The sequence below is a fragment of the Halomonas sp. PBN3 genome, from assembly GCF_000475415.1.
Taxonomy (GTDB): domain Bacteria; phylum Pseudomonadota; class Gammaproteobacteria; order Pseudomonadales; family Halomonadaceae; genus Halomonas; species Halomonas shengliensis.
In genome coordinates, this window is sequence record NZ_AXCA01000185.1 from 1 (window position 1) to 26176 (window position 26176).

Here is a 26176-nt window from a genome sequence, read left to right on the forward strand (position 1 = left end):
TTGCCGGGGGATACTTACTTTTTTGCTCGAAGCCGGCTCGGGAGCAGTGGCGGGTCAGCTGGTTCGATGCCACCACCATGATTTCCACCCCAACGCAATCCTCAGCAAGGAGGCTGACATGCCCCGTTTTCTGCACACCGCCGACTGGCAGATAGGCCGTCAGTATGGCCGCTTCGAGCCCGAGGATGCCGTCGCCCTGGCCGAGGCGCGCTTTACCGCGGTGGAGCGGCTGGCACGCCTGGCCACGGAGGAGCGGGTGGATGCCGTACTGGTCGCTGGCGATATCTTCGATGCCCAGACCCTCAGCGAGCGCACCCTGCACCGTACCTTCCAGGCGCTGGCCGGCTTCAGCGGCCCCTGGATCATGATTCCCGGCAACCACGACGCCGCCCTGGCGGAGAGCATCTGGACTCACGCGCGGCGCATCGGCGCCATACCCGACAACGTGCACTTGCTAGTGGCACCCGAGGTGACGCTGTTCGATGAGATCGGCGTGGCTATCCTTCCGGCGCCCCTGACCCAGCGCCAGACCCACCGCGACCTCACCACCTGGTTCGACGAGGCCGAAACCCCAGCGGGATTGGTACGCATCGGGTTGGCCCATGGCAGCGTGGAGGGGCAGCTGGCGGAAGGCATCGATGCTTCCAACCCCATCGCCGCCGACCGCGCCGCCAGCGCTCGTCTGGACTACCTGGCCCTGGGCGACTGGCACGGCCTCAAGCAGATCGACGAGCGCACCTGGTACAGCGGCACTCCCGAGCAAGAGCGCTTCAAGGACAACGGTGCCGGCCAGGCGCTGCTGGTGACGCTGGATGGCCCCGGCGCGGAGCCCCAGGTGGAAGCCCGGCCGATAGGCCAGCACGGCTGGTATGCCTGGCGTCAGCGGTTGTCGGTGGCCTCCGACCTCGACGCCCTGCTGGCGGAGTTGGATAAGCTGCCACCCATGTCGGTGCTCGACCTGACGCTGGAAGGCCAGCTCGACCTCGCCGGCCACCAGCGCCTGGAGCAGGCCCTGGGCGCCGCGGCGGGACGCCATCGCAGCCTGCAGGTGGAGACCTCCGAGCTCGCCCTGGCACCTACCGACGAGGATATCGCCGACCTGCATGCCGACGGCTATCTGGGCCATGTGATCGCCGAGCTGCAGCATCGGCAGGAGGCCGGTAACGAACGCGAGGTCGCACGCGAGGCACTGGGTATCCTTGCCGGGATGCTGAGTGCCCGACAGCCAGACCACCGTGAGGAGCCCCAGGGATGAAGCTTTCGCGTATTCGCCTCGACCAGTTTCAGCAGTTTCGCACGCCGCTCGAGGTCGACGACCTCGCCGAGGGCATCAACCTGTTTGCCGGCCCCAACGAGTCCGGCAAGAGCACCCTGGTGCGCGCCATTCGCGCCGCCTTCTTCGAGCGCCATCGCTCCACCAGCCTGACCGAACTGCAGCCCTGGGGGGACTCCTCGGCGGCACCCGAGATCACCCTGGCATTTACCTGGCAGGGGCAGGAGTGGCAGCTGGACAAGCGCTTTCTCAGACGCCAGCGCTGCGACCTGGTGGCCGCCGGCGAACAGCTTAATGGCGACGAGGCCGAGGAGCGCCTGGCCGAGCTGCTGGGCTATCAGTTCCCCGGGCGGGGAGCCAGCAAGGCCGAGCACTGGGGCATTCCCGGCCTGCTGTGGGTCGAGCAGGGCGCCGGCCAGGAGGTGCGCGACCCGGTGGGCCACGCCGGCGAGCACCTGCAGTCGGCGCTGGCCGGCAGCCTCGGCGAGGCTCTGGGCGAGGTGACCAGCAGCAGCGGCGATGCGCTGATTCGGCAGGTGGAGGGTGAGCGCGCCCGCCTGTTGACCGCGACCGGCCGCCCCTCCGGCGAGCTGCGCGATACGCAGCAGGCCTGCAGCAGCCTGCAGGACGACCTGGAGCAACTGGAGGAGGAGGTGAGGGGCTATCAGGCCAGCGTCGACCGCCTGGGTGAGCTCAGGCAACAGCAGCAGGAGATCGACGCCACCCGGCCCTGGGAAGCCCAACAGGAGAAGGCTGGTGAGGCCGCCAAGCAGCTTGAGGCCGTCGAGCAGCTCCAGCAGCAGCAGGCCCAGGCGCGTCGTGATCTCGAGGCTAACCAGCGCCAGCAGGGGCTATACCGCCAGCAGCTGCAGGACTTCGAGACCCAGGCCGCGCAGCTGGGCAAGCGCCAGAAGGAGAAGGAGGACGCCCAGCGCCGGCTTGAGGCATGCCAGGCCGGAGGCGCTTCTGTTCAGCACCATCTGTCGGTCGCGACTACCGCCTACGAGCGGGCCACGACCCGTCTGCAGGCGGCCCACCAGCGCGATCATCGGCGAAGCCGCCAGGCCGAGCATGAGCGGCTGGCCAAGGAGGTGACGCAGCTGGCTGGCACCCTGGCCAAGGCCCGCCAGCTGCGCGACGAACTTCAGGAACTGGCCGTAGAGCACCAGGCCCAGGCGGTGGATGACCAGGTGCTCGGCGAGCTGCGCAAGCGCGACGCCGAGCTTGGCAAGCTGGCCGTTCAGCAGCAGACCTTGGCCACCCGGCTCGGCTACAGCCTGGAGGCTGGGCAACGGCTCGAGCTGGACGGCCAGGCGCTCAGTGGTGAGGGTGAAGCCCTGCTGCTCGAAGAGGCCGAGCTCAGCATTCCTGGGGTGGGCAAGCTGACGATCCAGCCCGGCGGCACGGATGTTGCCGACCTGCTCCGCCGGCAGCAGCGCCTGGAATCCGAACGTGATGCCCTGTTGCAGCAGCTGGGCGTGGACGACCTGGCCGCCGCCGAGGCCCGAGCGCGGCGGGCCGGCGAGCTTGAGCAGGCTCAGCAGCGGACCCGTGCGCGCCTCGAGGGCCTGGCCCCGGATGGCGTAGATACGCTGGAGCGCCAGCATCGCCTGGCCGTTCAGGGCCGTGATCAGCTGGCCGCCGAGCTTGCCGAGCTGCCGCAGGCAGAAGAGCAGGATGGTCTGCCCAGCGTGGCCCAGGCGCAGAGCGAGCTCGACGGTGCCGGCGAGGCTTTGAAGGCGGCGGAACAGGCCGAAAGGGAGCATCGCCAGGCGCTGAGCCTCGCCGAGCAAGCGCTTGCGACTGCCGAAACCGAGTGGCAACGGCTTCACGATGAGCTCAACGCCCCCGATCGACAGCAGCGCCAGCGCGAGGCGCGCGATGCGTTGACCGATCTCAGGGCGGCAGAGGAGCAGCTGACCACATCGCTGCAGGAGCGCCAGCACCAGATCGACGCCGCCAACCCCGAACTGCTGGCCCAGGATGTGAAGCGCTTTAGCCAGGCAGCGGAGGCCATGCAGCGCCATGCGCAGGAGCGCGATGCCGAAATCACTCGCCTCAGGATTCGCCTGGAAACCCTGGGCGCCAACGGCCTGGAAGAGCGTCGCGACGAGGCGCAAGGGCAGCTGGCGGCACAGCAGCGCCGTCGCGAACAGCTGGAGCGTCGCGCCGCCGCGCTGGACCTGCTGCTGACGCTGCTCAAGGAGCAGCGCCGCGAGGTCACCGTCCGGCTGCAGGCACCGCTGCAGAAGCACCTCAACCGCTACCTGAAGCTGTTGTTTCCCGGGGCCGAGCTCACCGTAGATGAAGCGCTGAAGCCCGGCATGCTGATCCGCCCGGAAGCCGGCGGGGAAGAGCGCGGCGACCTCGAGGCGCTGAGTTTCGGGGCTCGGGAACAGATGGGGCTGATCAGCCGCCTGGCCTATGCCGACCTGCTGCAGGAGGCCGGGCGCCCCACCCTGATCATCCTCGACGACGCCCTGGTGCACTGCGACCGGGCGCGCCGTGAGCAGATGGCACGCATCCTCTTCGATGCCGCACAGCGTCACCAAATTCTGATGTTTACCTGCCATCCGGAAAACTGGCAGGAGCTGGGCGTGGCGCCTCGCGAATTACGCACCTTGAAGGAGGCAACCTAGCCCATCGGACACTGCCCCGGACGTTCACGCGGCGGCGTGGGTAGCCCGGGCAAGTGGACCCGGCCCGGATCAAGGAAGTGACAGGATGCGCTCTCTCCGCCTTTCGCCTCACTGTGCCGGCTCTCGTGCCGGTGATACCCTAAGCCGATTAGGTGACGGCCCATGGCAACAAATGGACTTAGCGGCTTGAGCTGGTGACAAGGGTTTCGGCACCGTCTGCCAGCCTCTTCGCTGTTTCCAGCGCGTTTCCCCTTGCGGCACGCAGGAGGAGGCGTGGGTAAAGGAGGCGGGTATGCAGGAGCACGGGATGCAGGCGCAGGGAAGGCAGGCCGGGGGGATGCAGGAGCAGGAAATGCAGGCGCGTTACGCCCCGGGGGCACGGATGGTGATCCGTGATTGCGAGTGGATCGTGCGCCGGGCCGACCCCAGCGACGACGGCGGCTATGTGCTCACCGTGGACGGCCTCTCGGAGCTGGTCAGCGGCAAGAGCGCGCGTTTCCTCACCCGGCTGGAGGAGGAGGCCGACGCCATCCGCGTGCTCGACCCGGCCGAGACCCGCTTCGAGCAGGACCTGACCCCCGGCTTCGAGAAGAGCCGGCTGTTCATCGAGACCCAGCGGCGCCAGATCACTCCGGCGGACGCCCGCATCCACCTGGGCCACAAGGCCGCCATGGACCCGGTGCCCTACCAGCTCGATCCGGCCCTGCAGGCGTTGAAGCAGAACCGCCAGCGCATCCTGATCGCCGACGCCGTGGGCCTGGGCAAGACCCTGGAAGCCGGCATCCTGATCACCGAGCTGATGCGCCGCGGCCGCGGCAAGCGCATCCTGGTGCTCACCCTCAAGAGCATGATGACCCAGTTCCAGAAGGAGCTGTGGAACCGCTTCACCATCCCGCTCACTCGGCTCGACTCCGCCGGCCTGCAGCGGGTGCGCAACCACATTCCCGGCAACCACAACCCCTTCTACTACTACGACAAGTCGATCATCTCCATCGACACCCTCAAGCAGGACAACGAGTACCGCCGCCACCTGGAGCAGGCCTACTGGGACATCATCGTCATCGACGAGGCCCACAACGTGGCCGAGCGGGGCACCAGCTCCCAGCGCGCCCGGCTGGCCCAGCTGCTGGCGGGGCGCTCCGATACCCTGATCATGCTCTCCGCCACGCCCCACGACGGCAAGGCGAAGTCGTTTGCCAGCCTGATGAACATGCTCGACCCCACGGCGATCTCCGACCCGGAGGACTACGCCCGGGAGGACTTCCGCGACAAGGGCCTGGTGATCCGCCGCTTCAAGAAGGACATCCGCGACCAGGTGCAGCAGGAGTTCAAGGAGCGCGTGGTCAAGGATATCGTTCTGGACGCCTCGCCCCAGGAGGAGGCCGCATACCAGGCCCTGCTCGATGTGCCTTTCACCTACCGCGGCGAGTGCTCTCTCAAGAACGGAGCCGAGCGCAACGGCCAGCTGGTGCGCATCGGCCTGCAGAAGGCGATCTTCAGCTCCCCGGCGGCGGCGGAGGTCTCGGTGGCCCAGCGCATCAGGAAGCTCGCCGGCAGCGAGGCGAGCCCCCGCCAGCCAAGCGACGACGAGCAGGCCGAGATCCAGGCCCTGGAGAGCCTGCGCCTGGCGCTGCGCAACGTGGACGCTCCGAGCTTCGGCAAGTATCAGCAGCTGCTCGCGCTGCTGAAAAGCAACGAGTTTGGCTGGAAGAAGCGCGACACCCAGGACCGCCTGGTGATCTTCTCCGAGCGCATCGAGACCCTGAACTGGCTGCAGGGGCGGATGCAGGAGGACCTCAAGCTCAAGGACGAGGCCCTCCAGATCCTCCACGGCGGCATGAGCGATATCGAGCAGCAGGCCATCGTCGAGGCCTTCGGCAAGCCGGAGACGCCGCTGCGCGTGCTGCTCTGCTCCGACGTGGCTAGCGAGGGCATCAACCTGCACTACCTCTCGCACCGGCTGGTGCACTTCGACCTGCCCTGGTCGCTGATGGTCTTCCAGCAGCGCAACGGCCGGGTGGACCGCTACGGCCAGAGCGAAACGCCGATCATCACCTATCTGATTAACCGCAGCGACAACCCCAAGGTGCGCGGCGACCAGCGCATCCTCGAGATCCTCAAGGAGAAGGACGAGCAGGCCTACAGGAACATCGGCGACCCGGCCACCTTCATGAAGGTGCACGACCCGGAGGCCGAGGAGGCCCTGACCATGGAGGCCATGGCCGAGGGCACCGATGCCGCCGCCTTCGACGCCCAGTACCAGCCCGATGACAGCAACGAGGGCGACGACCTGCTGGCGCTGTTCCTGAATCCCGAGGCGGCGGGCGCGCCCCAGCCGGACGAGGGCGACTCGCCCACCGTGGAGCGCTACAGCCTCTTTCCCGGCGACTTCGAGTTCGCCCGCCAGGCCCTGGAGGCGCTCAACCGCGAGCGTCGCCAGGTGGAGTTCAGCGCCAACCCCGAGCGGGCCACCATTACCCTGACGCCGCCGGACGACCTCGATTACCGCTTCCGCTTCCTGCCCCCGGAGATCCGCCCGGAGCACGGCAGCCTGGTGCTTACCGCCGACAAGCAGCGCTTCGCCGAGGAGATCCGCCGCAGCCGCCAGGACGAGAACGCCTGGCCCAAGTTGCACTACCTCTGGCCCCAGCATCCCGCCATCCAGTGGCTGGAGGAGAAGCTCCTCGCCCAGGTGGCCCGCCACAGCGCCCCGGTGCTAGCCCTGCCCGACTCCCCGGCGATCAACGACTGCCTGCCCGCCGGCGAGGCGGTCTTCCTGGTCAGCGGCCTGATCCCCAACCGCAAGGCCCACCCGGTGATCTGGGAGTGGTTCGCCATCCGCTGCCGCCTCGGCCAGGCCCAGGGGGGTAAAGGTGAGCCGGGCGAGGTGGTGGAGGTGCAGGACGCCGAGACCTGGCTGCCGCGCCTGGGGCTCGACGGCAAGCTGCCCAACCGCGCCCGCCCGCTGGCGCTGGAGCCCCTCGAGGCTCTGCGCCGGCCGGTGATCGCTGCCGCCCGGGAACAGATGGCCCGGCGCCAGGCCGAGTACAGCGCCGAAACCCGGCCGGAGCTCGAGCGGCAGCTCGCCGAGCTCAAGGCCCTGCAGGAGCGTCAGGTCCACCAGCTGGAGATGGCGCTGGAAGGCTCCCGCCAGGCCGAGCACTTCAAGGCCAGCCGCCGGGAGCAGCGCCTGGGCCGCATCGAGGCGGTGTTCGACGACTACCGCACCTGGGTGGAGGACACCCTCACCATCGAGCCGGTCCCCTTTATCCAGATCATCGCCGTGCTGACTCGCGACCCTGATTAAAGGGCTAGATTGAAAGCGCCGATTGAAAGAGCCCCACCGACGGGTGCCGCAGGGCAAAGGAGCAAGAGAACATGGCCGTTCAGGACACCGCCGCCACCTTCATTGGCCTGACCAACGACAACGAATTCTTCAGCGCCCACTACCTGGCCGAAGTGTTCGAGGGCGACCTGGCCGAGACCCTCAAGGCCTGGGAGGCCGAGGGCGAGCCGCCCCATCGCGCCCTGCGCAACCTCCACCAGGGCTACTTCGCCCTGCGCCACCGCCTCAAGAGTGAGCGCAGCGCCGTGGAACGCATCCGCCAGCAGCGCGACTTCTTCCGCGAGCTGATGGGCGTACTCGGCATCCCCTGGCAGCCCCACAACCGCGAGGTGGCCGCCAATACCGAGCTGCCCGTGCTCGCCGCCCTGGGCGACAAACTCTGGGTGCTCGGCGCCCTGGACCCCGAAAACGAGGGCGAGGACCCGCTCTCGCTCACCCTGGACGCCCGGCAGTTCTTCGGCGAGGGCCCCCACTTCGATGCCCTGGCGGGGCAGAGCTGGTACCAGATCCTCGACCAGGCGGTGCTGCGCCAGGCCGCGCCCTACAACGAGAATCCGCCGCGCTGGGTGCTGCTGCTCTCCGACCGCCAGGGCATCCTCGTCGACCGCTACAAGTGGTCCCAGAACCGCATGCTGCGCTTCGACTGGGAGGAGATCCTCGGCCGCCGCGACGACCGCACCCTCAAGGCCACCGCCGTGCTGCTGCACCGCGAGAGCCTGGCGCCCGTCGATCAACAGGGCAACCCGGGCCAGAGCCGCCTGGACAGCCTGGACGAGAACAGCCACAAGCACGCCTTCGCCGTCTCCGACGACCTCAAGTACGCCCTGCGCCAGGCCATCGAGCTGCTGGGCAACGAGGCCGCCGAGCAGCTGATCGAGCAGGCCCGCAGCCGCAAGGAGGGGATCTACAGCGGCCAGAACGCCCTGGACCCGGAGCAGCTCTCCCGGGAGTGCCTGCGCACCATGTACCGCATCCTCTTTTTGTTCTACATCGAGGCGCGCCCGGAGCTCGGCTACCTGCCCGTGGGCGACGACACCTGGCGCCAGGGCTACAGCCTGGAGAGCCTGCGCGACCTGGAGATGGTGCGCCTGACCACCGACGAGAGCCGGCAGGGGCGCTACTTCCACGATAGCCTGCAGCGCATGTTCACGCTGATCTACGAGGGCTACCGCGTAAGCCGCCAGGGTGACCAGCTCCACCAGAGCACCGCCAACGCCTTCACCCTGCAGGGCCTGGACAGCCACCTCTTCGACCCGGCCAGGACCCCGCTGCTCAACCGCGTGGTGTTCAGCAACGCCACCCTGCAGCGGGTGATCCAGAGCATGTCGCTGACCCGCCCCGCCAAGGGCAAGAAACGCCGCGGCCGGGTCAGCTACACCCAGCTCGGCATCAACCAGCTCGGCGCCGTCTACGAGGCGCTGCTCAGCTATCGCGGCTTCTTCGCCACCGAGGAGCTCTACGAGGTCGCCCCCAGGGGCAAGAACATCAACCCGGACGAGCTCGATACCGGCTACTTCGTCACCCGGGCGCAGCTGGAAGAGTTCCACGCGGACGAGCGCGTCTACGATCACGTGGACGGCAAGAAGACCCTGCGCGTGCACCCGAAAGGCAAGTTCATCTACCGCATGGCCGGGCGCGACCGGGAGAAATCCGCCAGCTACTACACCCCGGAGGTGCTCACCAAGAGCCTGGTGAAGTACACCCTCAAGGAGCGGCTCACCGACGAGCTCAGTGCGGACGACATCCTCAACCTGACGATCTGCGAGCCCGCCATGGGCAGCGCGGCGTTCCTGAACGAGGCGGTCAACCAGCTCGCCCAGGCGTACCTGGCCCGCAAGGAGCAGGAGCTCGGCCAGCGCATCCCCCACGAGGCGTACCAGCAGGAACTCCAGCGGGTGAAGATGCATATTGCCGACCACAACGTCTTCGGCGTGGACCTCAACCCCATCGCCGTGGAGCTGGCCGAGGTCTCGCTGTGGCTCAACGCCCTCTCCGGCGGCCACAGCGTGCCCTGGTTCGGCTACCAGCTCTTCACCGGCAACAGCCTGATCGGCGCCCGCCGCGAGGTCTACCCGGTCCGCGCCCTGAAGAAGCAGGCCAAGGAGGGCTACTGGTACAACCAGGCCCCGCGCCGCCTCCCGCCCGAAACGCTGCTAAGCCACCCCGCGGGCGCCCGATTTATCGGTGGTCCGGCATCTCGGCGATCCGATGGCGGTGACGTGCCAGATGAGCCTGTAGGAGCCCGATTTATCGGGCGATCAGAAGCAGGGCGACCAGAAGCCGAGCAATCAGACAGCGAAGCCACTGAGGGCCGCCGCCCGCACGAAATCTACCACTTCCTGCTCCCCGACCCCGGCATGGTCGGCTACAGCGACAAGGTGGCCAAGCAGCTCCGCCCCGAGGCTTTCCAGACGATCAAGGCGTGGAAGAAGGCCTTCTGCGCCCCGCTGGACGACGACGAGATCCGCACCCTGCAGAGCCTCAGTGACGCCGTGGACCGCCTGTGGCGCGAGCACACCCGGATGCTGGCCCACGACCGCCAGCGCACCGAGGACACCTATACCCTGTGGGGCCAGGCTGGCGGCGAGGAGCGCCATATCAGCACCCAGGCCAAGGACGACATCCGCACCAGCGGCATCTTCAATACCCACGCCCGCATCGCCTCGCCCTACCGGCGCCTCAAGCTCGCCATGGACTACTGGTGCGCGCTCTGGTTCTGGCCCCTGGAGCGCGTCGACGAGCTGCCCGACCGCCAGAAGTGGCTCTTCGACCTCAACACCATCCTCAACAGCGCCGGCACCTTCGCCTTCGCCCCGGAGCAGGAGAGCCTGCTGGGCGGTGGCGACCCGGCGGAAGACGGCGCTGGCGAGGATCTGTTCGCCAAGCCGGTGGAGGACCTCTTCGCCGCCGACGAGCCCCAGCAGAGCCTGCGCGCGGAGACCCGCGCCGCCCGCGAGGTGAGCAACCAGCGCGGCGAGCTCAACCTGGAGAAGCTCTTCGCCAACCCCTTTTTCGCCACCCTCAGGCTCGCCAACGAGCTTGGCGAACACTACCGCTTCTTCCACTGGGAGCTGGCCTTCGCCGATCTTTTCGCAACCCGCGGCGGCTTCGATATCACCCTGGGCAACCCGCCCTGGCGCAAGGTGGAGTGGCAGGAGGGCGGCATACTCGGCGACCACAACCCCCGCTTCGTGCTCCACAAGCTCAGCGCCAAGCAGCTCACCGACCAGCGCGAGGCTGCCCTTGCCCGCAGCCCCGAGCTGGAATCCGCCTGGTTCGCCGAGCTGGCCGAGGCCGAGGGCTCCCAGGCGTTCCTCAACGCCACCCAGAACTACCCGCAGCTGACCGGCCAGAAGGCTAACCTCTACAAGTGCTTCCTGCCTCGCGCCTGGGCCAATGCTAACGCGCAAGGCGTCAGTGGCTTTCTGCATCCGGAGGGGATCTACGATGATCCCAATGGTGGAGGCTTCCGGAGGGAGGTGTATCAACGACTGCGAGCCCACTTCCAGTTCATTAACGAGACCAAGCTGTTCGCCGAGGTACACAACCAGACGCTGTTTAGCATCAACGTCCATGGCCCCTTCAGAGCCCCCGGCTTCAAGCACGTCTCGAACCTGTTTATTCCCGGCACAATCGACATGTCCTTTGCCCATGACGGTAAAGGCCAGGTTCCTGGCATCAAGGAGGAAATGGAGCTGCCGGATGGCCGGGTCAAGGTAAAGTGGAACTTCGATGGCCATCGCGACCGCATCATCGAGATCGGTCAGCATGAGCTGGCGCTTTTCGCCCAGCTCTACGATCAAGCCGGTACCGATGCTCTGGAAGCCCGTCTGCCGGCTCTTCACGCTCGGCAGCTGATGGCGGTATTGGAAAAATTTGCCGCACAGCCCAGGCGACTGGGCGACCTGAAGGGGCAGTACTACTCCACCCAGCATTGGAACGAGGTAAATGCCCAGCAGGATGGCACCATGCGACGGGAAACTCGCTTCCCGGAAAGCCCCGAGCAGTGGATACTCTCCGGCCCTCATTTCTTCGTCGGCAACCCGTTCTACAATACGCCTCGTGCGGTATGCGACACCAACAAGGCCTACGACAAGCTCGTAAGCGCTCCACCAACCCCACCTGTTGCGGCCTGAGTTAGACCGGTAGAGTGTCTTTCCAGCACCAGGGCAGTAGCGTGCCGAGGTCGTCATCCTCGCCGAGAGTTGGCAGGGTCTCGAACACGAACCGCAGGTACTCGTAGGGTGAGAGGCCGTTGGCCTTGGCCGTCTCGATCAGGCTGTAGATGGCCGCGCTGGCCTGGGCACCGCTCGGTGTGTGGCTGAACAGCCAGTTCTTGCGGCCAACGACGAAGGGGCGAATGGCGTTCTCGGCCGGGTTGTTGTCCAGCGGGATCAACCCGTCATCGAGGAAGCGGGTCACGCGCTGCCACTGGCCCTCCAGGTAGTGCAGCGCCCGGCCCAGCGCGCTCTTCGGCAGCACCTGCGTCAGCGACTTGTCGAGCCAGGTGCGCAGCTGGGTGATCAGCGGGCGGCTCTTCTGATCACGCAATGCCTGACGCGCCTCGGGCTCCAGCGCCTTGGCCTGCTTTTCCACGGCGTAGAGTTTGCGGATCTGGTTGAGCGCCCAGTCGGCCTTGCCGGTCTTGCCCTTGGGCTGCACTTTCTGGGCCTCGACGAACTTGCGACGAGCGTGCGCCCAGCACCCGGCATGGGTGATGCCGTTCTTTCGCACCACCTCGGCATAGCCTTCGTAGCCATCGGTGACCAGGCACCCCGCATAGTCACCCAGCAGGCGCACGGGCACCCTGCCGGCTCGGCTGGCGTCATAGTCGAACAGCACCACCTGTTGGCCCGGCGGCCCCCCGCGTTGCAGCCACATATAGGACGTTGAGCTCGCCGGCCGGTCGGCCTCGGCGTTGACCTGCAGCGTGGTCTCGTCCATGTGAATCAGCGGGGCCTGCAGCAGGTGCTGTCGCAGGGCCTCGACCAACGGCATCAGCCGCTCGCCGACCTGCACCATCCAGCGGGCCAGGGTGTTGCGCGGGATCTCGATGCCGTGCCGGGCAAAGATCTGGCTCTGCCGATAGAGCGGCAAGGCATCCTGGTACTTGGCGGTGGCCACGTAGGCGAGCAGGGTCGGGCTGGCATTGCTCTTGGGCAGCAGCTTGGCCGGTGCCGGGGCGATCTGCACGCCCTCTTCGCAGTCTGGGCAGCCGTATTTGATGCGCACATGACGGATCACCTCGATCCGCGCCGGCACGACGTGCAGTTCCTCGCTGATCTCTTTGCCGATCTCCTTGAGCTCGGTGCCGTCGTGGTGGCAATGACGGGCATCTTCGGGGAGCTCATGGACGACTTCGATGCGGGGCAGCTCAGGCGGCAGGGCTACTCGGCCGCCACGGGTGCGGCGCTTGGCCGGCTGATGGGATTCGACCTGCGCGTCAACCTCGCCGTCAACCGTGTCGTCTTGGGCGCTGGCCTCTTCCTCATCGACCACCACCTCGGCCTCGTTGATGAGCAGATCACCCTGTTCGACGCGGTACTTCTCGGTAGAGGGACCGAACCGGCCTTCAATGGCCAGCTTGAGTTGCTCAAAAAGGGACTGCTTGGCCGCTTCCCACTGAGCCTCCTTCTTCTCCATCAGACGATGAAGACGCGCAATCTCCTCCTGCTGAGCGCGCACTTGGCGCTGCAGTTGGGAGATGCTGAGGGAAGGTGTCGAGGCCGATGAGATCATGCCGCCATTTTACCAAGCGGTGCCGATGAAAGCAGCAGAAAATCAGCCAACCGCCTGAAAATCCAAGGCCTTATGGGGGCGCATGGCGCTGAGGTCATAGCCATCCAGAAGCCAGTTCAGCTCCTGGCCCGAGAGCGTGACGGTGTCGCCCTCCAGGCGGTCCGGCCACTTGAAGCGCTCCCGCTCCAGGCGCTTGTACCAGACCACGAAGCCGTTACGCTCCCAGAACAGCAGCTTGACCTTATCGCGCTGGCGGTTGCCGAACACGAAGACCGCCTCCTCGAAGGGGTTGAGCGCCATGGCCTCCTGAACCAGCAGGGCCAGTCCATCGATCTGCTTGCGCATGTCGACCGGCTCGCGACACAGGTAGACGCGCAGCCGGGTGTCCGGCCGGATCATCGGGCCACCTCCACGGCGACGAAGCGCAGCGGCCGGTGGCGAGGTGGCACGGGCACGCCCTGCACCTTCAGGCGCTGCTCCCACGCCAGCAGTGACGCCAGTTCCAGTCCTTGCTCCTCGGCGTATTCACTCAGCGCCAGTTGCCGGAAGGAGGCATGGAACAGGTGGCCCAGCCAGTAGGCCTGTGTCGAGGTCAGGTCGGTCATGGTGTCCTCCTTGCTATCGAATGACACCAGTCTGACGGATACTACTCAGCGGCAGAAGATGGGGTTTGTGGACCGCTTACACAAGCTCGACCTGCAAACCCTGCCGGACGACTACTTGCCGCGCACCAACTACGTGCCCGCCTGCGACCCCGCCACCTACTGCGACCGCACCCCGCGCGTGCCCTGGGAAGAAGAGGTACTGGTTAGACTCCACTGGGCACATATGACACCTGAGGAGGCTGACCGAAGTGGTGAATATGGCGAGTGGCCACGGCTAACCAACAGGCCTGTTACAGACTATTATCGATGGGTAAATAGAAGGATGTTCGGTGCATCTTCGGAGAGATCGCTGATCGGAACTATTGTCCCTAGGCAAGTTGGTCATATACACCCGGTGCTCTCCACGACATTCAGGTGCTCTGATCATCTGCTAAGTTTTGCTGCTGCGTGCTATTCGGTAGTCTCAGACTTCTTTCTGAAGACGACTGGAAAAGCGGATGTATACGAATCTACGCTTCGAACGTTTCCGCTGGTGGAGTCTGAGGCTGCCAAAGTCAGAGTGCTAGCACTAACATCAGTTACCAACCACTACGCCGACCTCTGGCAGTCCAACTGGCAAGACTCCTTCCGCCAGCAGCAGTGGGCCGCCGCCGATCATGTCCCCGAAACCGCCTTGCCCCGGGACTTCTTCGCCAATCTCACCCCCGAGTGGCAGCGCCATAACGCCCTGCGCAGCGACTACGCCCGCCGCCAGGCACTGGTGGAGATCGACGTCCTCGTCGCCAAGGCTCTGGGCCTTACCTTGGAAGAGCTGCTCACCATCTACCGCGTGCAGTTCCCGGTGATGCGCCAGTACGAGGCCGACACCTGGTACGACCAGAACGGCCGCATCGTATTCACCCCCAGCAAGGGCCTCGTCGGCGTCGGCCTGCCCCGCAAGGCCAAGCCCGCCGAGCTGAAGGAGGGCACCCACTACTCCATCGAATCCCCCGAGCGCAGCGAGTACGGCATCGCCCTCGGCTGGGAAGACATCAAGGAGATGCAGGAAGGCGTCGTCCGCAAGACCTATGAAGACGACACTCTCCCCGACGGTCCCTGGGAAACCACCGTGACGTACCAGGCCCCGTTCTTCCGCCCGGATCGGGAGGAGGATTATCGGGTCGCTTGGGAGATTTTTGAGAAGCAAAGGAATTTGGCATGACGCCAAATGCCGTGGCCAAGAAGGCTGCGGTCAAGGAAGGCAGCCGAGGGCTGCCATAAAAAAGCAAGAAGGGAACTGAAATGAAGCTGATCAAGACCATCGCAGCGCTCGCGCTCCTCGCCATCATGACAGGCTGTGCCTCGGTCAATATGGCGCCTCAGCAGGAGTCGGCCGCCGCCAAGGAGTTTACCTACCCTGGCGATGGGAAAGCTGGTATCTACGTGTTCCGAAAAGATATTCCAGTAGGCGTGAGTCTTAAAAAGGATATCTGGATTGACGGGGAATGTGTAGGCGAAAGTGCGCGTGGAGTGTTCTTCTATAAGCAGGTTGAAGGTGGTCAGGAACATGAGATAGCGACCGAGTCCGAGTTCTCACCCAATACCTTGACTCTGTTCACCGAGGCTGGAAACAACTACTTCGTCGAGCAGTACATCAAGTTGGGTGTCTTCGTTGGTGGTGCAAACCTCAGGCAGCATGATGAAGAAGATGGCATGAGGGAAGTAAGCAAGCTCGACCTGGCGGCAAGTGGCAACTGCAGCAAGGAAATCTGATCGAGTCGAGTGGGCACCGCCATAGGCGGTGCCCACATGGGTGGAGCGCAGCATGAAAGAGTTCAAGATCTTCGAGTATCCCGAAGGCCGACACGAAGCCGTCAAGCAGGGCTGGTCGTGGCCAGGCTTCTTCTTCGGCCCCATCTGGGCCATGGTCAAGAAGATGTGGGGTCTCGGCGTCGGCCTGCTGGTCGCCGTGATCGTGCTCGGCCTGTTCCCCGTCGATACCGCCATCGGCGGCCTGGCCACCCTGATCTCATTCGGCATCTATATCGCCTGTGGCATCAACGGCAACCGCTGGCGCGAGAAGCACCTTTCAAGCCGTGGCTATGATCATGTGGATACCGTCTCCGCCTCGAATCCCGAGGGGGCCGTGGCGCTGTACCTCAAGGGACGGCATGCAGATGAATAGCCATGGAAAGAAGTGACACGCAGGGAGTTGGACAACCATGAAGATTTCGACGCTGCTCGACCAGATCGACAACGGCCAGACGGCGCTACCCGAGTTTCAGCGCGGCTATGTGTGGAACCGCGACCAGGTTCGCGGCCTGATGACCTCCCTCTACAAGCGCTATCCCGTGGGAAGCCTGCTCTCCTGGGCGACCGACGCTATGACGGTAGGGCACAGGGGCGAGCAGCAGCTCAATGCCGGTACGGTCAACCTGCTCCTGGATGGCCAGCAGCGCATCACGTCGCTCTACGGTATCGTGCGCGGCCGGCCTCCGGCCTTCTTCGATGGCGACGAGCGTGCCTTCACCGACCTCTATTTCAATGTGGAGAACGAGGAGTTCTCCTTCTATATGCCCAGTAAGATGGCCAACGATCCCAAATGGATCAGCGTGACACAGCTGATGATCGATGGCGCAGAGGCGGTCACCGAACGACTGGGCGAATCCTTGGAACTGAGTTTCAAGGAGGGCAGTCGGTACAACAACCGGCTCAACCGGCTGCGTGATGTCCGTGATATTGAGGTCCATGTGGAGCAGATCTCAGGGCAGGACAAGACTCTGGATGTGGTCGTTGAGATCTTCAACAAGGTCAACAGTGGCGGGACGAAGCTCTCCAAGGGTGATCTGGCACTGGCGCGTATCTGCTCCACTCAGCCGGATGCACGGGCCAGGATGCGAAAGGCCCTGGATGACTGGCGGGCTCAGGGTTTTCACTTCTCTCTTGACTGGCTGCTCCGCTGTATCACCACCCTGACGACCAACGAGGCCAAGTTCTCCTTCATCCATGACCTGGACGGTCAGCAGTTCGTGGCCGGGCTGAACAAGGCGATCAAGCACATCAGCTATCTGCTGGATGTGATCGGCGACCGTCTCGGCTTGGACCATCAGCAGGTACTCACAGGGCACTACAGCTTCCCGGTGCTTGTACGCTACGTCGAGGAGCAGGGCGGCAAGATCACCGACAAGGCCACCCTGGATGCGATGCTCTTCTGGTACATCCATTCGGCCATCTGGGGGCGCTACTCTGGCTCGACCGAGAGCGTGCTCTCACGTGACCTCGATATCTTGCTCGACAATCAGCCACATGGGATCCAGGCGCTCATCAAGGAGCTGCACCTCTGGCGTGGCAGCCTCAAGGTTCGCGCCGACCATTTTGCCGGCCATACCCGTGGCAACCGCTTCTATTCGCTGCTCTACCTTCTTACCCGTACCGGCGAGGCGCAGGATTGGGGGCTAGGGATCGCGCTCAAGAAGAACATGCTGGGAAGCAACTCATCCCTGGAGCTGCATCACATCTTCCCCAAGCATCGGCTTCGCGAATACGGCTATGACCATAAGCAGGTCAACTCTCTCGCCAACTTCTGCTTCCTGACCAAGGGCTCGAATCTCAGCATTTCCAATCGTCTTCCCGTGGAGTATTTCGAGGAGGTGCTCAAGAGCTACCCGGATGCGCTACAAAGCCAATGGGTGCCGATGCAGCGTGAGCTGTGGGCGATCGAGCGCTACCCCGATTTCCTGAAGGCGCGGCGTGAACTCCTTGCCGAGGCGACCAATCGACTTCTGGAAGAGCTTTATCATTTCGATGACAGCCAGGATGCTGCGGCCTTCGCAGAACCGGTTCGTGTGATCCCGGGCGGCATCGAAAGCGAGGAAGAAGAGCAGCAGCTGCGTGAGCTGCAAGAGTGGATGGAAAGCCACAAGCTGCCAACCGGTGAGCTCGAGTTCGAGCTGGATGATCCCAAGAGCGGTGAAGCCCTGGCAATTCTTGACCTGGCCTGGCCCGATGGCATCCAGCCCGGCCTCAGCTCACCTGCGGTTCTGTTGCTCAATGAAGAGAGTGACGTGATCAAGATCGCCAACCGTGCCGGCTACCAGGTCTTTGAAGATGTTGATCAGTTGAAGCGTCATGTGGCGGAGCAGATTCTTGATGACCCTTTGGCGGTGCTTCCAGCCTGGGCGCACCACCTGGACGATATGGCGGCTCTGCCCGTTGTAGAGTGGATTGTCGACCAGGATCTGCCCGAGCCGGTGATCGGGCAGGACGTGGAGGATGCCAAGGGGGAGGTCGTGGGCAACTTCGAGCTTGCCTGGCCGGAGCACAGAGTGGGTATCTGGAACGAACAGGGCAAGGCGTCCCCAATCCCGGCAACCTTGGCTGGCTGGCACCTCTATCACCTGGAAGAGGTGCGCCAGGCACCTTACCTGCTGTCACACCAGCTGGTTCAGAAAGCCACTGGATGAAGGAGGGCTCGCCAGTATGAAGATTACCCAACCTTCAGTCCTGATACGGATTTCCCGCAGCTGGCATGAAGGGATCACCGATGAGGAGCTCTATGAAGTGACGCGTGGGGTGTGGAGGATTGGCAAGCGACGCGAGCGGGTCGAGCTGGCCTTGGCAGTTGCAGGCGGTGTCGTGCGCGAGGTCTACCGGGTGCTGTCATGGCACCCGGCAGGTTCCACTCCCTACCATGCGAGGCCTCACAGCGATGTCAGTATCGACGGTCGCTGGGAGTTCGTTGGAGAGGTAGCCGGGCCACACGAGAGACATAGATACAAGGGTATGGATGTGTCAGAGTGGTTCAAGAAGGGTAGCAGCAATCCGATACTGTACGTCAATATTGGGTGATCTTTCATTTAAAGTCATCGGGTAGTGTAAAGAATGATTGAGTCAGTTTCGCATCTTCTTCCCAATTTTCATGCCATGACTATTTCCCGGTATCAGGAGCTTTTGGTGAGCGACTGGTTCTGGCTGGGAATGATGGCGATCATGGCTGTCGCGATTACTTCACTTTCATACTATTTTTCCAAATATCGAAAGAATGTCAGGCTGGTTGAAGCTTTGATAAAAGGCCAGACGCGAGAAGAATTGGCCTGGAAGCGGCAGGAAATCCTGGAGAAGGCGCAAAGCTCACGCGTGAAGGCTGGAAAGCTGTGGGAAGAGTTTGATGAAAGCCTGGTGTACTCTCCTGATAGGGATAAGCTTTACAATACTCTTGATGCCGACCATTTCTTCAATGGAAGAACATTAGCCTACGGTTTGACGTCGAGCCGTCTGCTGGCAGCTACACCGACCTTTCTGACTGCGATCGGTGTGCTGGGTACTTTTATTGGCCTGACAATTGGTTTGAGAGGCCTTCAGGTCGATGCTGATGATGTCGATACCCTCAGGGTGGGTATCGCGAGCATGATAAATGGCGCTGCTATTGCCTTTTTGACATCAGTATGGGGGGTTGGGCTGAGCCTGCTACTTAATGTTATCGAGAAGCTGGTGGAAAGAAGTGCCCTGAGGCGCATCAACAAGCTCCAGCACACTATTGACTTTCTCTATCAAAGAATGCCAGCTGAGCACTCTCTGATGCATATTGCTGAGTCCAGCCAGGCAAGCAAGGAGGCACTTCAGGAGCTTCACGAGCGCATTGGAGACAGGCTTCAGGAAACCGTGTCAGGAATGAGCGAAGCCATGCAGCAGGCTATCTCAGACTCGCTTAACAATGTCATGGCCCCAGCCATACAGGCTCTGGTTGATAATGCAAGCAATCAATCAAACGAGGTCCTTGAAAAGCTTGTTTCGAATTTCATGGAGGGTATGAAGACAGCTGGGAGTGAGCAAACCAAGGCACTTGGAACTGCTGCTGAAGAGGTGAATCAGGCAGTAACCTCAATGAGTACAAGGATGGATGAACTCTTTACCAAGCTAACTGAGCAGCAACAGAAAAGCGGTGAGCATGTAGAGACCGCATCTCGCGAGCTGTCCGAGCAGCTTGACAGGCAACGCGAGACAGCCATGGAGCAGCAGTCTGCGCTGGCGGAGAAGTTTGAATCCTTCATGGAACGCATGACAGAGTCGATGGATACCCAGTTCCATCAGGCATCTGAGCGGGATGAGCAACGGAAGCGAGCACATGAAGAAAGTCTTCAGAAGATTTCTGAAGATCAGGCTGCGGCGATTGAGCGCCAGGTTGCCCTGGCAGATGAACGGGATCAGGTGCGTGCAGCGCAGTTTGATGAGCAGCAAAAGGCTATTGAAGAACGGTTCGGTGGTCTGGTAGAAAAGCTTGTCAATGAGCAGCAAGAGTTGATGAGACAGGTTGGAGAGGCATCAAGAAGTGCCAATCAGCACTTGACAGGTATATCGTCCCAATACGAAAAGCTATCTTCCTCGCTAAGTGAAGTGGCAAGTTCTGCTGAGCGTAGTAGCCAGAACATGACAAATAGCTCTACCCAGTTAGGGACCTTGTCGGCCAATCTTCACAAGGCCACAGTGCTTCTTGATGAAAGGGTCAGTTCCGTCACAGAAAGCCTGGAGCAAGTGTCAACCAGAAATAGTGAAGTGCTTTCTGGCATCTCCGAGCACGCGCGTACACTTGCGAGCATGCAGCAAGCCATCAGCGATGCTGCCCGTCAGCTTGATTCTGCTGCTAAATTCGCCAATGAAGGTTTCAGCGAGCTTGGCAGCCATAATGACGAGTTTATCCGTAAGCTGCGTGATGAGTTTACGCAGCTTGGTGATTCACTGAGTGAGCAGGTGGAAAACATTGAGAAGCAAGCCGAAGAGTGGCTTAAGGCATATAGCCAGGAGGTTCGCGAGCAAGTTTCTGAGAGGATGGAAGCCTGGAATACCAATACGCTATCCTTTGCCGATCAGATGAGGAGAACTGTCACGGCAATCAGCGGTATCGTGGATGATCTGGAGCGTCGCTGATGAGTTTTAATAGACGTGGGAAGTCTCAAGTAGACGAAGAGAATCCCTACTGGATGTCTTTTTCGGACATTATGTCAGTGCTGCTGATAATATTCATTCTGGCGTCGGTCGTTCTTATTGTGCAGCTGATGGAGATCAGGGAGCAGTTGGAGGAGCAGCAGCAGGAGTTTACCGAAGAAATTCAGATGCTGCGTCAGGCTGAAGAAGTTCGAAGAACGATATTGCATGAAGCAGCCGAGGAGCTGCAGCGGAGAGGCATACGCGTTTCGGTCAGCGAGAACGATACGGTACTGAGTATACCGAACGACATTCTCGGCTTTGATACAGCTCAATTTGATCTCGGCCCTCAGTATCAGGATACCGCAACTCAGATTGGTAATGTTCTTGCTGATGTAATCCTTCAAGATGACCGGGTGGATTATCTAGACACTGTGTTCGTTGAAGGTCATACAGATAATCGGTCCTACCAAGGAATGATGGGCAAGGGCAATTGGGGGCTCTCGGCTTTTCGTGCCATTTCCCTCTGGCAGCACTGGCTGGAGGTTCTTCCGGATGGGCGACGGCTGGACACTTTGATAAACAAGGATGGCCATCCGATATTTTCTGTTAGTGGCTATGCTGATACTCGGCCTGTTACAGAGTTTCAAGAGACAGAAGAAGAGCTCAGGGCTAATCGGCGAATTGATATACGATTTACCATCCGTCGTCCCACTGTGGAAGATTATAGAGCGGTGCAGGATGCATTTGTAGGTGATTCGCAGTGATTTTGCCACCTCTTGAACTTGTCAAGATAAGCTGGAAACCCGAGTCTCTTGAACCTTGGGTTGAGCTTGTCGAGTCAACAAAAAAGATTGAAGCCGATGTGGGCCGTGGTGATGCTTACCTCAAGGCTGAGGAGAAGCTGCTGGATGTGGTAAGGAGCCGAAACTTCGGGGTATTACCAGCTCTGCTCCAGAAAAGGGTAGCCGTTCGGGCCCTCACCCAGCTGTGGCTCGATCATTCTGACGTGCTCAAGAGATTGATGAGCCCCAGGCTGCTTGAAATCATGGTTGACGCTCAGCAACCCCGGCTAGGTAGAGTGCCGCTTCTCAATATGCTCCAGCTCTACTTCAAGGAATTTGACAGACTGGACCGCTATTCCTCGGAAAATGATGATTCCTTGAGGGAAGTATTTGAGGATCTCCTTGTTGACCAGATACAAAAGGTTGAAAATCTGGGCGAAGAGCTGACAGCAGATGATCTGATCTCGGTTGTAAAGCAACAGGGCGACTGGATTCTAAAGGTTGATGGGCCGGCGCAGCTTGTCAAGCTTGCCATCAAGAATGGTATGACACTGGAGGATGCATTCTCGAAGTTTGGATTGAAAGGGTTTGACAGCGGTCGATATGCCGATGTCTGCCGCGCCCATTACTATATAGAAAAGCTTCATGAGATAGATGAACAAGAATGGTCTCCTGTCTTCGATGAGCTATTGCATCACGACGTCTCCAAAGCGCCATATGGAAGAGAAGGGAAACGTATAGGGCACGCCGCCCTGGAGGTTCTGATTGACCGTGTTACCGAGGCCAGTGAAGCCTGGCAGGATTTCATGCTGAGCCTGGCCGGCGACCCCCGTGTTTCGAGCAGGGTCAAGAGCTATCGGGAGTGGTGGGCCCCCCTTGGTGAACAAAGGGTAGAGAAGGTACGTGGCTGGTTTTCCAAACAGGATCTCCGTCTCTTTCTTCAGGCTCTTGAGCAGTATGGTGAAGCCACTGGTAATTCTGAGCTTAAGAGGATGTTTCCCGCCCGAAGAACCTTTCTGGAAGGGTTGTTTCGGCTCAAAATGATCAAGAGTACCAGGTTGATGCTTGGCAGCAAGGCCGAGTATTCAGTCAGAAAGATTTTGAAGAATGAGTTGAAGGTAAACTACATAAAGTTAGACGGGCAGCTTTCCGACAAGGCAATTATTTATCTGGATTGTGGTGATTTTCACTTGATTGAAGGCTCGCACAGCTTCAAGCTTTGGGTATATCTGGCTCCGCCAAGCCGTAAGTATGTGGGCTATGAAGTGACGAGTCTTTCCCACTTTGACTTAACACAAATGGTGCCTAAGAGCTACAAGAAAGAATATCCCAGCCTCGAGTATACCGGCATTGTGCATAGCCCTTCAACTTGGCAGAATAAGGTGTTTGAGTTTCTGTCAGAAAACGGTATTAGCCTGGATGTCGAAGCCCTCCTCAGCAAGCAGGATTATAGAAGGTATGTGGAGAGGTTTGGGCTTCCCGTTGTAAGGCCGGCGAAAAGGTTTGTTTCTAGAGTGTCTAGTGAATCTGCCAATAATGTTGGTGCTGATTATAAAGAAAGCCAATCAAATGCTGATCGTGATCAGAGTGTTCTCTCACCTCTGGCAATTCAGATATTGCTTTATCTCCACAGGCACCCTGACAGCAAGGCAAGGGATATCTCCAGGCATTTGGGTCTTCCATTAAAAGCTATCAATCATGTGCTGCATTTGGACCTGAAGGGGTACTGCATACAAGTCTCAAACTTCAACTGGATCAACTCGGGCGAAGGCGAGAGAGAGCTGAAAAACAGCGGGGTGTTGGGTGATGAAGAATAAGCTTGCTCAAGTCATCAGGAGGATTCTTCCTGACACTACGGATCGCCAAGACGGGCCGGAAAGCTTTGAGATTAGGTTTGATGCTGATGGTGTCAAGCTGTACCTTGAGAAAGTCGAGTTTGAAAGGTTTCTTTCCGGTGGGGGTGCGCCTAACATTAATCTTCAGGGCGTTGTCCTCCGTATGCTTGAGGAGCAGGGGCTTGCCTCGCGCTTTCCTAATGGATTCAGTCTCGACGCTAGTGTAACCGCCTCTCTTGATAATGAGCAGGCAGAACTTCTGGGGCTCCCACCACGCTTTCCGGGTGAGTTCAAGGTTTCCATTGATGGGCACTCAAACAGCAAGGCTTTCTCTGTAAAGATATTTCCAGAGCTTGGTGGAAGTAAGGCGCCTTGTCGTATCAAAGGCGCTCTGATGGAAGTAGGGTCTGGTCACCGCTATCTTCTCGACCAGCCGCAGATGCAAGCCTTTCAGGCCCTTGACAGGCATTCACTGCTTCCCGAAAATTTAAAGACAAGCAGTGAGAATCTGTTGCTTCTGGCAACATTGCAATTGGCCAAGCGCAGTGGCATGAATATTGATCTTAGCCACTTTGAACGAATCCATGTGGAAACGGCTGAAGGTGTTGGTATTATTGCAAAGCAGTTGCATGATGGCAGCCTGGAGCTTTTTCCCAGTATAGGTGAGGGCTATGGCCTTGATGAGATAGAGGGGAGGTTAGGTCAGCTTGATCTGGATGAGCGTGGCGGCGTAATTAGAATAAAAAACAATGTTGTTATACTTGACGAGGAGAAGATGGATGGCATCAGGGAGGTGATGAATAATCGCCGAATTCCTGCAGAGAGTGTTGCCGATTTTATCAAATCTCCTTCTGCGTTTCTTGATGCCTCTCTTGTTAATCTGGACCTTGGCTTCTCGGTGCGGGTGCTTGGTGTAGGTAAGATCAAGCACATGGACTTCGGAGGTCTGGGGCAAGGTGAAAGCGACTGGTTCGGTGTCGAAAGCTCGGCTTCACCTCCTGAGATTATCAATAAACTTGTCAAAAGCCATGAGGAGCTTTCGGAACTTCAGAATAAGATTGATGCAGCATACTCTCAGGGAGCACAGACGATTGACTTCCAAGGAGAGAGCATTGATGTATCTGAACATGAAAAAGTGAAAAGTATTCTTGGCAAGGTGGCGGCTTCACTTGATAAGCCTGAGGAGTCAGCAGCTGCCCCAGAAGACTCTGCCGAGAAAAGTGAAACCCAGGTCGGTGTCATTGTAAAAGATGCCGAAGATGTCGGCGAGAAACTATTAGAAAAGCTCAAGCATCATAGCCATCAGCATCAGGCTGACTGGGAGGCTTATGCCAGGCAACCCTTCCCTCATCAGGAAGAGGGTGTTAACTGGATGTTGCGGTTGATTGAGCTAAGTGCCCTCGACGACTCTGAAAGCTTTGATCGCATTCAAGGCGGACTTCTGGCCGACGACATGGGTTTGGGTAAGACATACATGTCACTTGTTGCCATCAATGAGTATCTGTCTCACAGGAAGCTGCAAGGTCTTCCGGAGAAACCTGTCCTGATCGTTGCTCCTCTAAGCCTACTCGAGAATTGGGAGCAGGAGGTTTCGCTGACTTACAAGAGCATTCCCTTTAAAGATGTCAAGGTATTGCAATCCGGAAGAGATCTTTCTGAGTTCAAGAAGAAAGGGGAGAAGCGAGAGTCCGTTCAGGCATCTGAGCTCCTGGACGAGGAGGGTCAGATGGAGCCCGACAAGATACGCTTTGCTCTTCACGTGGGCCCTGATGCAGGTGTGAAGAGGCTGGATGTCAACAGGCGTCTCGTTATTACCACCTATCAAACGCTTCGTGACTACCAGTTCTCTCTCTGCCTCGTTGACTGGGGGATGGTGATTTTTGATGAGGCGCAAAACCTCAAGAACCCCAACACCCTGCAGACCCATGCGGCAAAAGGGCTTAATAGTGATATCAAGATATTAGCGACGGGCACACCTGTTGAAAATTCGCTGGGTGACTTCTGGTGCCTGATGGATACCGCTCAGCCAGGGCTTCTGGGGGATTGGACCTATTTCAGGGATCGCTGGGTAACCCCGATACTTCGTGCCCAAGAGGATGAAAAGGATTTCGTTCGTGGTTCGGTTGGGAGCGACCTGCGCAAGGCTGCCGGTGATTTCATGTTGCGTCGTATCAAGGAGGATCAGCTATCAGCCCTGCCTTCGAAAAGCATTCTTAGTGGCGTTCCCACTGCCTCCCATGGGGCTTCCTATAATCCTAAGCTGTCTTGCTCCATGAATGGTTTCCAGCTCTCGGCCTACAATGAGACGATTGAGTCGTATCGAAAGCGTCGCGCAGAAGAAGACGATGTTCGTGGCTTTGCTCTTTCGACGCTTCAGAAGCTGAGGGCGATATCTCTTCATCCTCGAGCTAATGAACCGTTGCAATCTCTTGTTTCCAAGCCTGACTCATATCGTATGATTATGTCAGAGTCGGCAAAAATGAAAGTAACCCTTGATGTCCTTGATGATATAAGGTCGGCGCAAGAGAAAGTTATTATATTTATACTTTCTAAAAATGTGCAGCGCTTCATGAAAGTGTGGCTAGACAAGATTTACGGACTTGATGTCAGTATTATCAATGGGGATACATCTGCGGTAGAAGGAAAAGGTGACAGCCTGACAAGGAAGGGGCTGATAGAACAGTTCGAATCCGTTGATGGCTTTAATATCATCATCATGTCCCCTGTAGCGGCTGGTGTTGGCCTGACAGTCGTGGGTGCCAACCATGTCATTCATCTGGAACGTCATTGGAATCCTGCTAAGGAGGCACAGGCTACTGACAGGGTTTACCGTATTGGGCAGAAGAGAGACGTCTTCATCCATATTCCAACCGCCTTGCATCCTGAATTTGATTCATTCGACGTCCACCTCGACAGGCTGCTCAGTGGAAAACTGCTGCTGAAGGATGCCGTTGTTACTACAGACGTGGTCAGTGAGAGTGAGGTGATGAAATCTCTTGGCCTGGATTGATGATAATCCGTTTCAGCAACCCGCTGGCCAACGGTGGAGCCGTG

The 26176-nt window shown here is 60.2% G+C and carries 16 protein-coding genes; 13 read left to right on the forward strand and 3 right to left on the reverse strand.

All coding sequences use genetic code 11. The features are described 5' to 3' along the window. Positions 1 to 118 precede the first annotated feature (118 nt). From Q673_RS31780 to Q673_RS31795, 4 genes are all read left to right on the forward strand, one after another. The gene (locus tag Q673_RS31780; protein WP_023006797.1) at positions 119 to 1255 is read left to right on the forward strand and encodes a metallophosphoesterase family protein; all 1137 of its coding nucleotides are present in this window, start codon (positions 119 to 121) and stop codon (positions 1253 to 1255) included. Beyond that, complete coding sequence (locus Q673_RS31785) at positions 1252 to 3912, forward strand: AAA family ATPase (protein ID WP_023006798.1); 2661 nt, start codon at positions 1252 to 1254, stop codon at positions 3910 to 3912. Before Q673_RS31780 ends, Q673_RS31785 begins: the two co-directional genes overlap by 4 nt. Before the next feature lie 292 nt (positions 3913 to 4204). Continuing rightward, the gene (locus tag Q673_RS31790) at positions 4205 to 7219 is read left to right on the forward strand and encodes a DEAD/DEAH box helicase (RefSeq protein ID WP_023006799.1); all 3015 of its coding nucleotides are present in this window, start codon (positions 4205 to 4207) and stop codon (positions 7217 to 7219) included. A 71-nt stretch (positions 7220 to 7290) separates the two neighbouring features. After that, complete coding sequence (locus Q673_RS31795) at positions 7291 to 11394, forward strand: class I SAM-dependent DNA methyltransferase (RefSeq protein ID WP_023006800.1); 4104 nt, start codon at positions 7291 to 7293, stop codon at positions 11392 to 11394. Position 11395: 1 nt separating this feature from the next. On the opposite strand, the gene tnpC is transcribed toward Q673_RS31795, so the two are convergent. The 3 genes from tnpC to Q673_RS31810 are packed head-to-tail and all read right to left on the reverse strand — an operon-like array spanning position 11396 to position 13602. Continuing rightward, positions 11396 to 12997, reverse strand: a complete 1602-nt coding sequence (gene tnpC, locus Q673_RS31800; protein ID WP_031218493.1) for an IS66 family transposase — start codon at positions 12995 to 12997, stop codon at positions 11396 to 11398. Positions 12998 to 13039: 42 nt separating this feature from the next. Beyond that, positions 13040 to 13396, reverse strand: coding sequence for an IS66 family insertion sequence element accessory protein TnpB (gene tnpB, locus Q673_RS31805; RefSeq protein ID WP_023006802.1), 357 nt, complete (start codon positions 13394 to 13396; stop codon positions 13040 to 13042). Further along, positions 13393 to 13602: a hypothetical protein gene (locus Q673_RS31810; protein ID WP_023006803.1), complete on the reverse strand. Its 210-nt coding sequence runs from the start codon at positions 13600 to 13602 to the stop codon at positions 13393 to 13395. Before Q673_RS31810 ends, tnpB begins: the two co-directional genes overlap by 4 nt. A 559-nt stretch (positions 13603 to 14161) precedes the next feature. Between Q673_RS31810 and Q673_RS31815 the strand changes: the two genes are divergently transcribed. The 9 genes from Q673_RS31815 to Q673_RS0118640 all read left to right on the forward strand — a co-directional run bounded on the left by Q673_RS31815 (position 14162) and on the right by Q673_RS0118640 (position 26132). Continuing rightward, the gene (locus tag Q673_RS31815; RefSeq protein WP_152527134.1) at positions 14162 to 14803 is read left to right on the forward strand and encodes a hypothetical protein; all 642 of its coding nucleotides are present in this window, start codon (positions 14162 to 14164) and stop codon (positions 14801 to 14803) included. Positions 14804 to 14883: 80 nt separating this feature from the next. Then, on the forward strand, positions 14884 to 15354 hold the full coding sequence (locus tag Q673_RS31820; protein WP_023006805.1) for a DUF2846 domain-containing protein: 471 nt from the start codon (positions 14884 to 14886) through the stop codon (positions 15352 to 15354). Between the two features lie 52 nt (positions 15355 to 15406). Further along, entirely contained in the window at positions 15407 to 15766 is a 360-nt protein-coding gene (locus Q673_RS31825; protein WP_023006806.1) for a DUF2628 domain-containing protein, read from the forward strand. Between the two features lie 37 nt (positions 15767 to 15803). Further along, complete coding sequence (locus Q673_RS31830) at positions 15804 to 18044, forward strand: GmrSD restriction endonuclease domain-containing protein (RefSeq protein WP_023006807.1); 2241 nt, start codon at positions 15804 to 15806, stop codon at positions 18042 to 18044. Between the two features lie 16 nt (positions 18045 to 18060). Continuing rightward, the gene (locus Q673_RS36120) at positions 18061 to 18429 is read left to right on the forward strand and encodes a hypothetical protein (RefSeq protein WP_081712062.1); all 369 of its coding nucleotides are present in this window, start codon (positions 18061 to 18063) and stop codon (positions 18427 to 18429) included. 105 nt (positions 18430 to 18534) lie between these two features. Then, positions 18535 to 20505, forward strand: coding sequence for an anti-phage ZorAB system protein ZorA (gene zorA / locus Q673_RS31835; RefSeq protein WP_161629679.1), 1971 nt, complete (start codon positions 18535 to 18537; stop codon positions 20503 to 20505). Next, positions 20505 to 21269 carry an OmpA/MotB family protein gene (locus Q673_RS36125; protein WP_081712063.1) on the forward strand — a complete coding sequence of 255 codons (765 nt, stop codon included), beginning with the start codon at positions 20505 to 20507 and terminating at the stop codon, positions 21267 to 21269. Before zorA ends, Q673_RS36125 begins: the two co-directional genes overlap by 1 nt. Continuing rightward, on the forward strand, positions 21266 to 23104 hold the full coding sequence (locus Q673_RS36130) for an EH signature domain-containing protein (RefSeq protein ID WP_152527135.1): 1839 nt from the start codon (positions 21266 to 21268) through the stop codon (positions 23102 to 23104). The genes Q673_RS36125 and Q673_RS36130 overlap by 4 nt, the downstream gene beginning before the upstream one ends. Continuing rightward, positions 23094 to 26132: a DEAD/DEAH box helicase gene (locus Q673_RS0118640; RefSeq protein ID WP_031218497.1), complete on the forward strand. Its 3039-nt coding sequence runs from the start codon at positions 23094 to 23096 to the stop codon at positions 26130 to 26132. Before Q673_RS36130 ends, Q673_RS0118640 begins: the two co-directional genes overlap by 11 nt. Positions 26133 to 26176 lie beyond the last annotated feature (44 nt).

Bases quoted from the DNA above. Each gene is read 5' to 3' on its own strand.
- Q673_RS31780 (WP_023006797.1), top strand. From the start codon at position 119: ATGCCCCGTTTTCTGCACACCGCCGACTGGCAGATAGGCCGTCAGTAT.
- Q673_RS31785 (WP_023006798.1), top strand. From the start codon at position 1,252: ATGAAGCTTTCGCGTATTCGCCTCGACCAGTTTCAGCAGTTTCGCACG.
- Q673_RS31790 (WP_023006799.1), top strand. From the start codon at position 4,205: ATGCAGGAGCACGGGATGCAGGCGCAGGGAAGGCAGGCCGGGGGGATG.
- Q673_RS31795 (WP_023006800.1), top strand. From the start codon at position 7,291: ATGGCCGTTCAGGACACCGCCGCCACCTTCATTGGCCTGACCAACGAC.
- tnpC (WP_031218493.1), bottom strand. From the start codon at position 12,997: ATGATCTCATCGGCCTCGACACCTTCCCTCAGCATCTCCCAACTGCAG.
- tnpB (WP_023006802.1), bottom strand. From the start codon at position 13,396: ATGATCCGGCCGGACACCCGGCTGCGCGTCTACCTGTGTCGCGAGCCG.
- Q673_RS31810 (WP_023006803.1), bottom strand. From the start codon at position 13,602: ATGACCGACCTGACCTCGACACAGGCCTACTGGCTGGGCCACCTGTTC.
- Q673_RS31820 (WP_023006805.1), top strand. From the start codon at position 14,884: ATGAAGCTGATCAAGACCATCGCAGCGCTCGCGCTCCTCGCCATCATG.
- Q673_RS31825 (WP_023006806.1), top strand. From the start codon at position 15,407: ATGAAAGAGTTCAAGATCTTCGAGTATCCCGAAGGCCGACACGAAGCC.
- Q673_RS31830 (WP_023006807.1), top strand. From the start codon at position 15,804: ATGAAGATTTCGACGCTGCTCGACCAGATCGACAACGGCCAGACGGCG.
- Q673_RS36120 (WP_081712062.1), top strand. From the start codon at position 18,061: ATGAAGATTACCCAACCTTCAGTCCTGATACGGATTTCCCGCAGCTGG.
- Q673_RS36125 (WP_081712063.1), top strand. From the start codon at position 20,505: ATGAGTTTTAATAGACGTGGGAAGTCTCAAGTAGACGAAGAGAATCCC.
- Q673_RS0118640 (WP_031218497.1), top strand. From the start codon at position 23,094: ATGAAGAATAAGCTTGCTCAAGTCATCAGGAGGATTCTTCCTGACACT.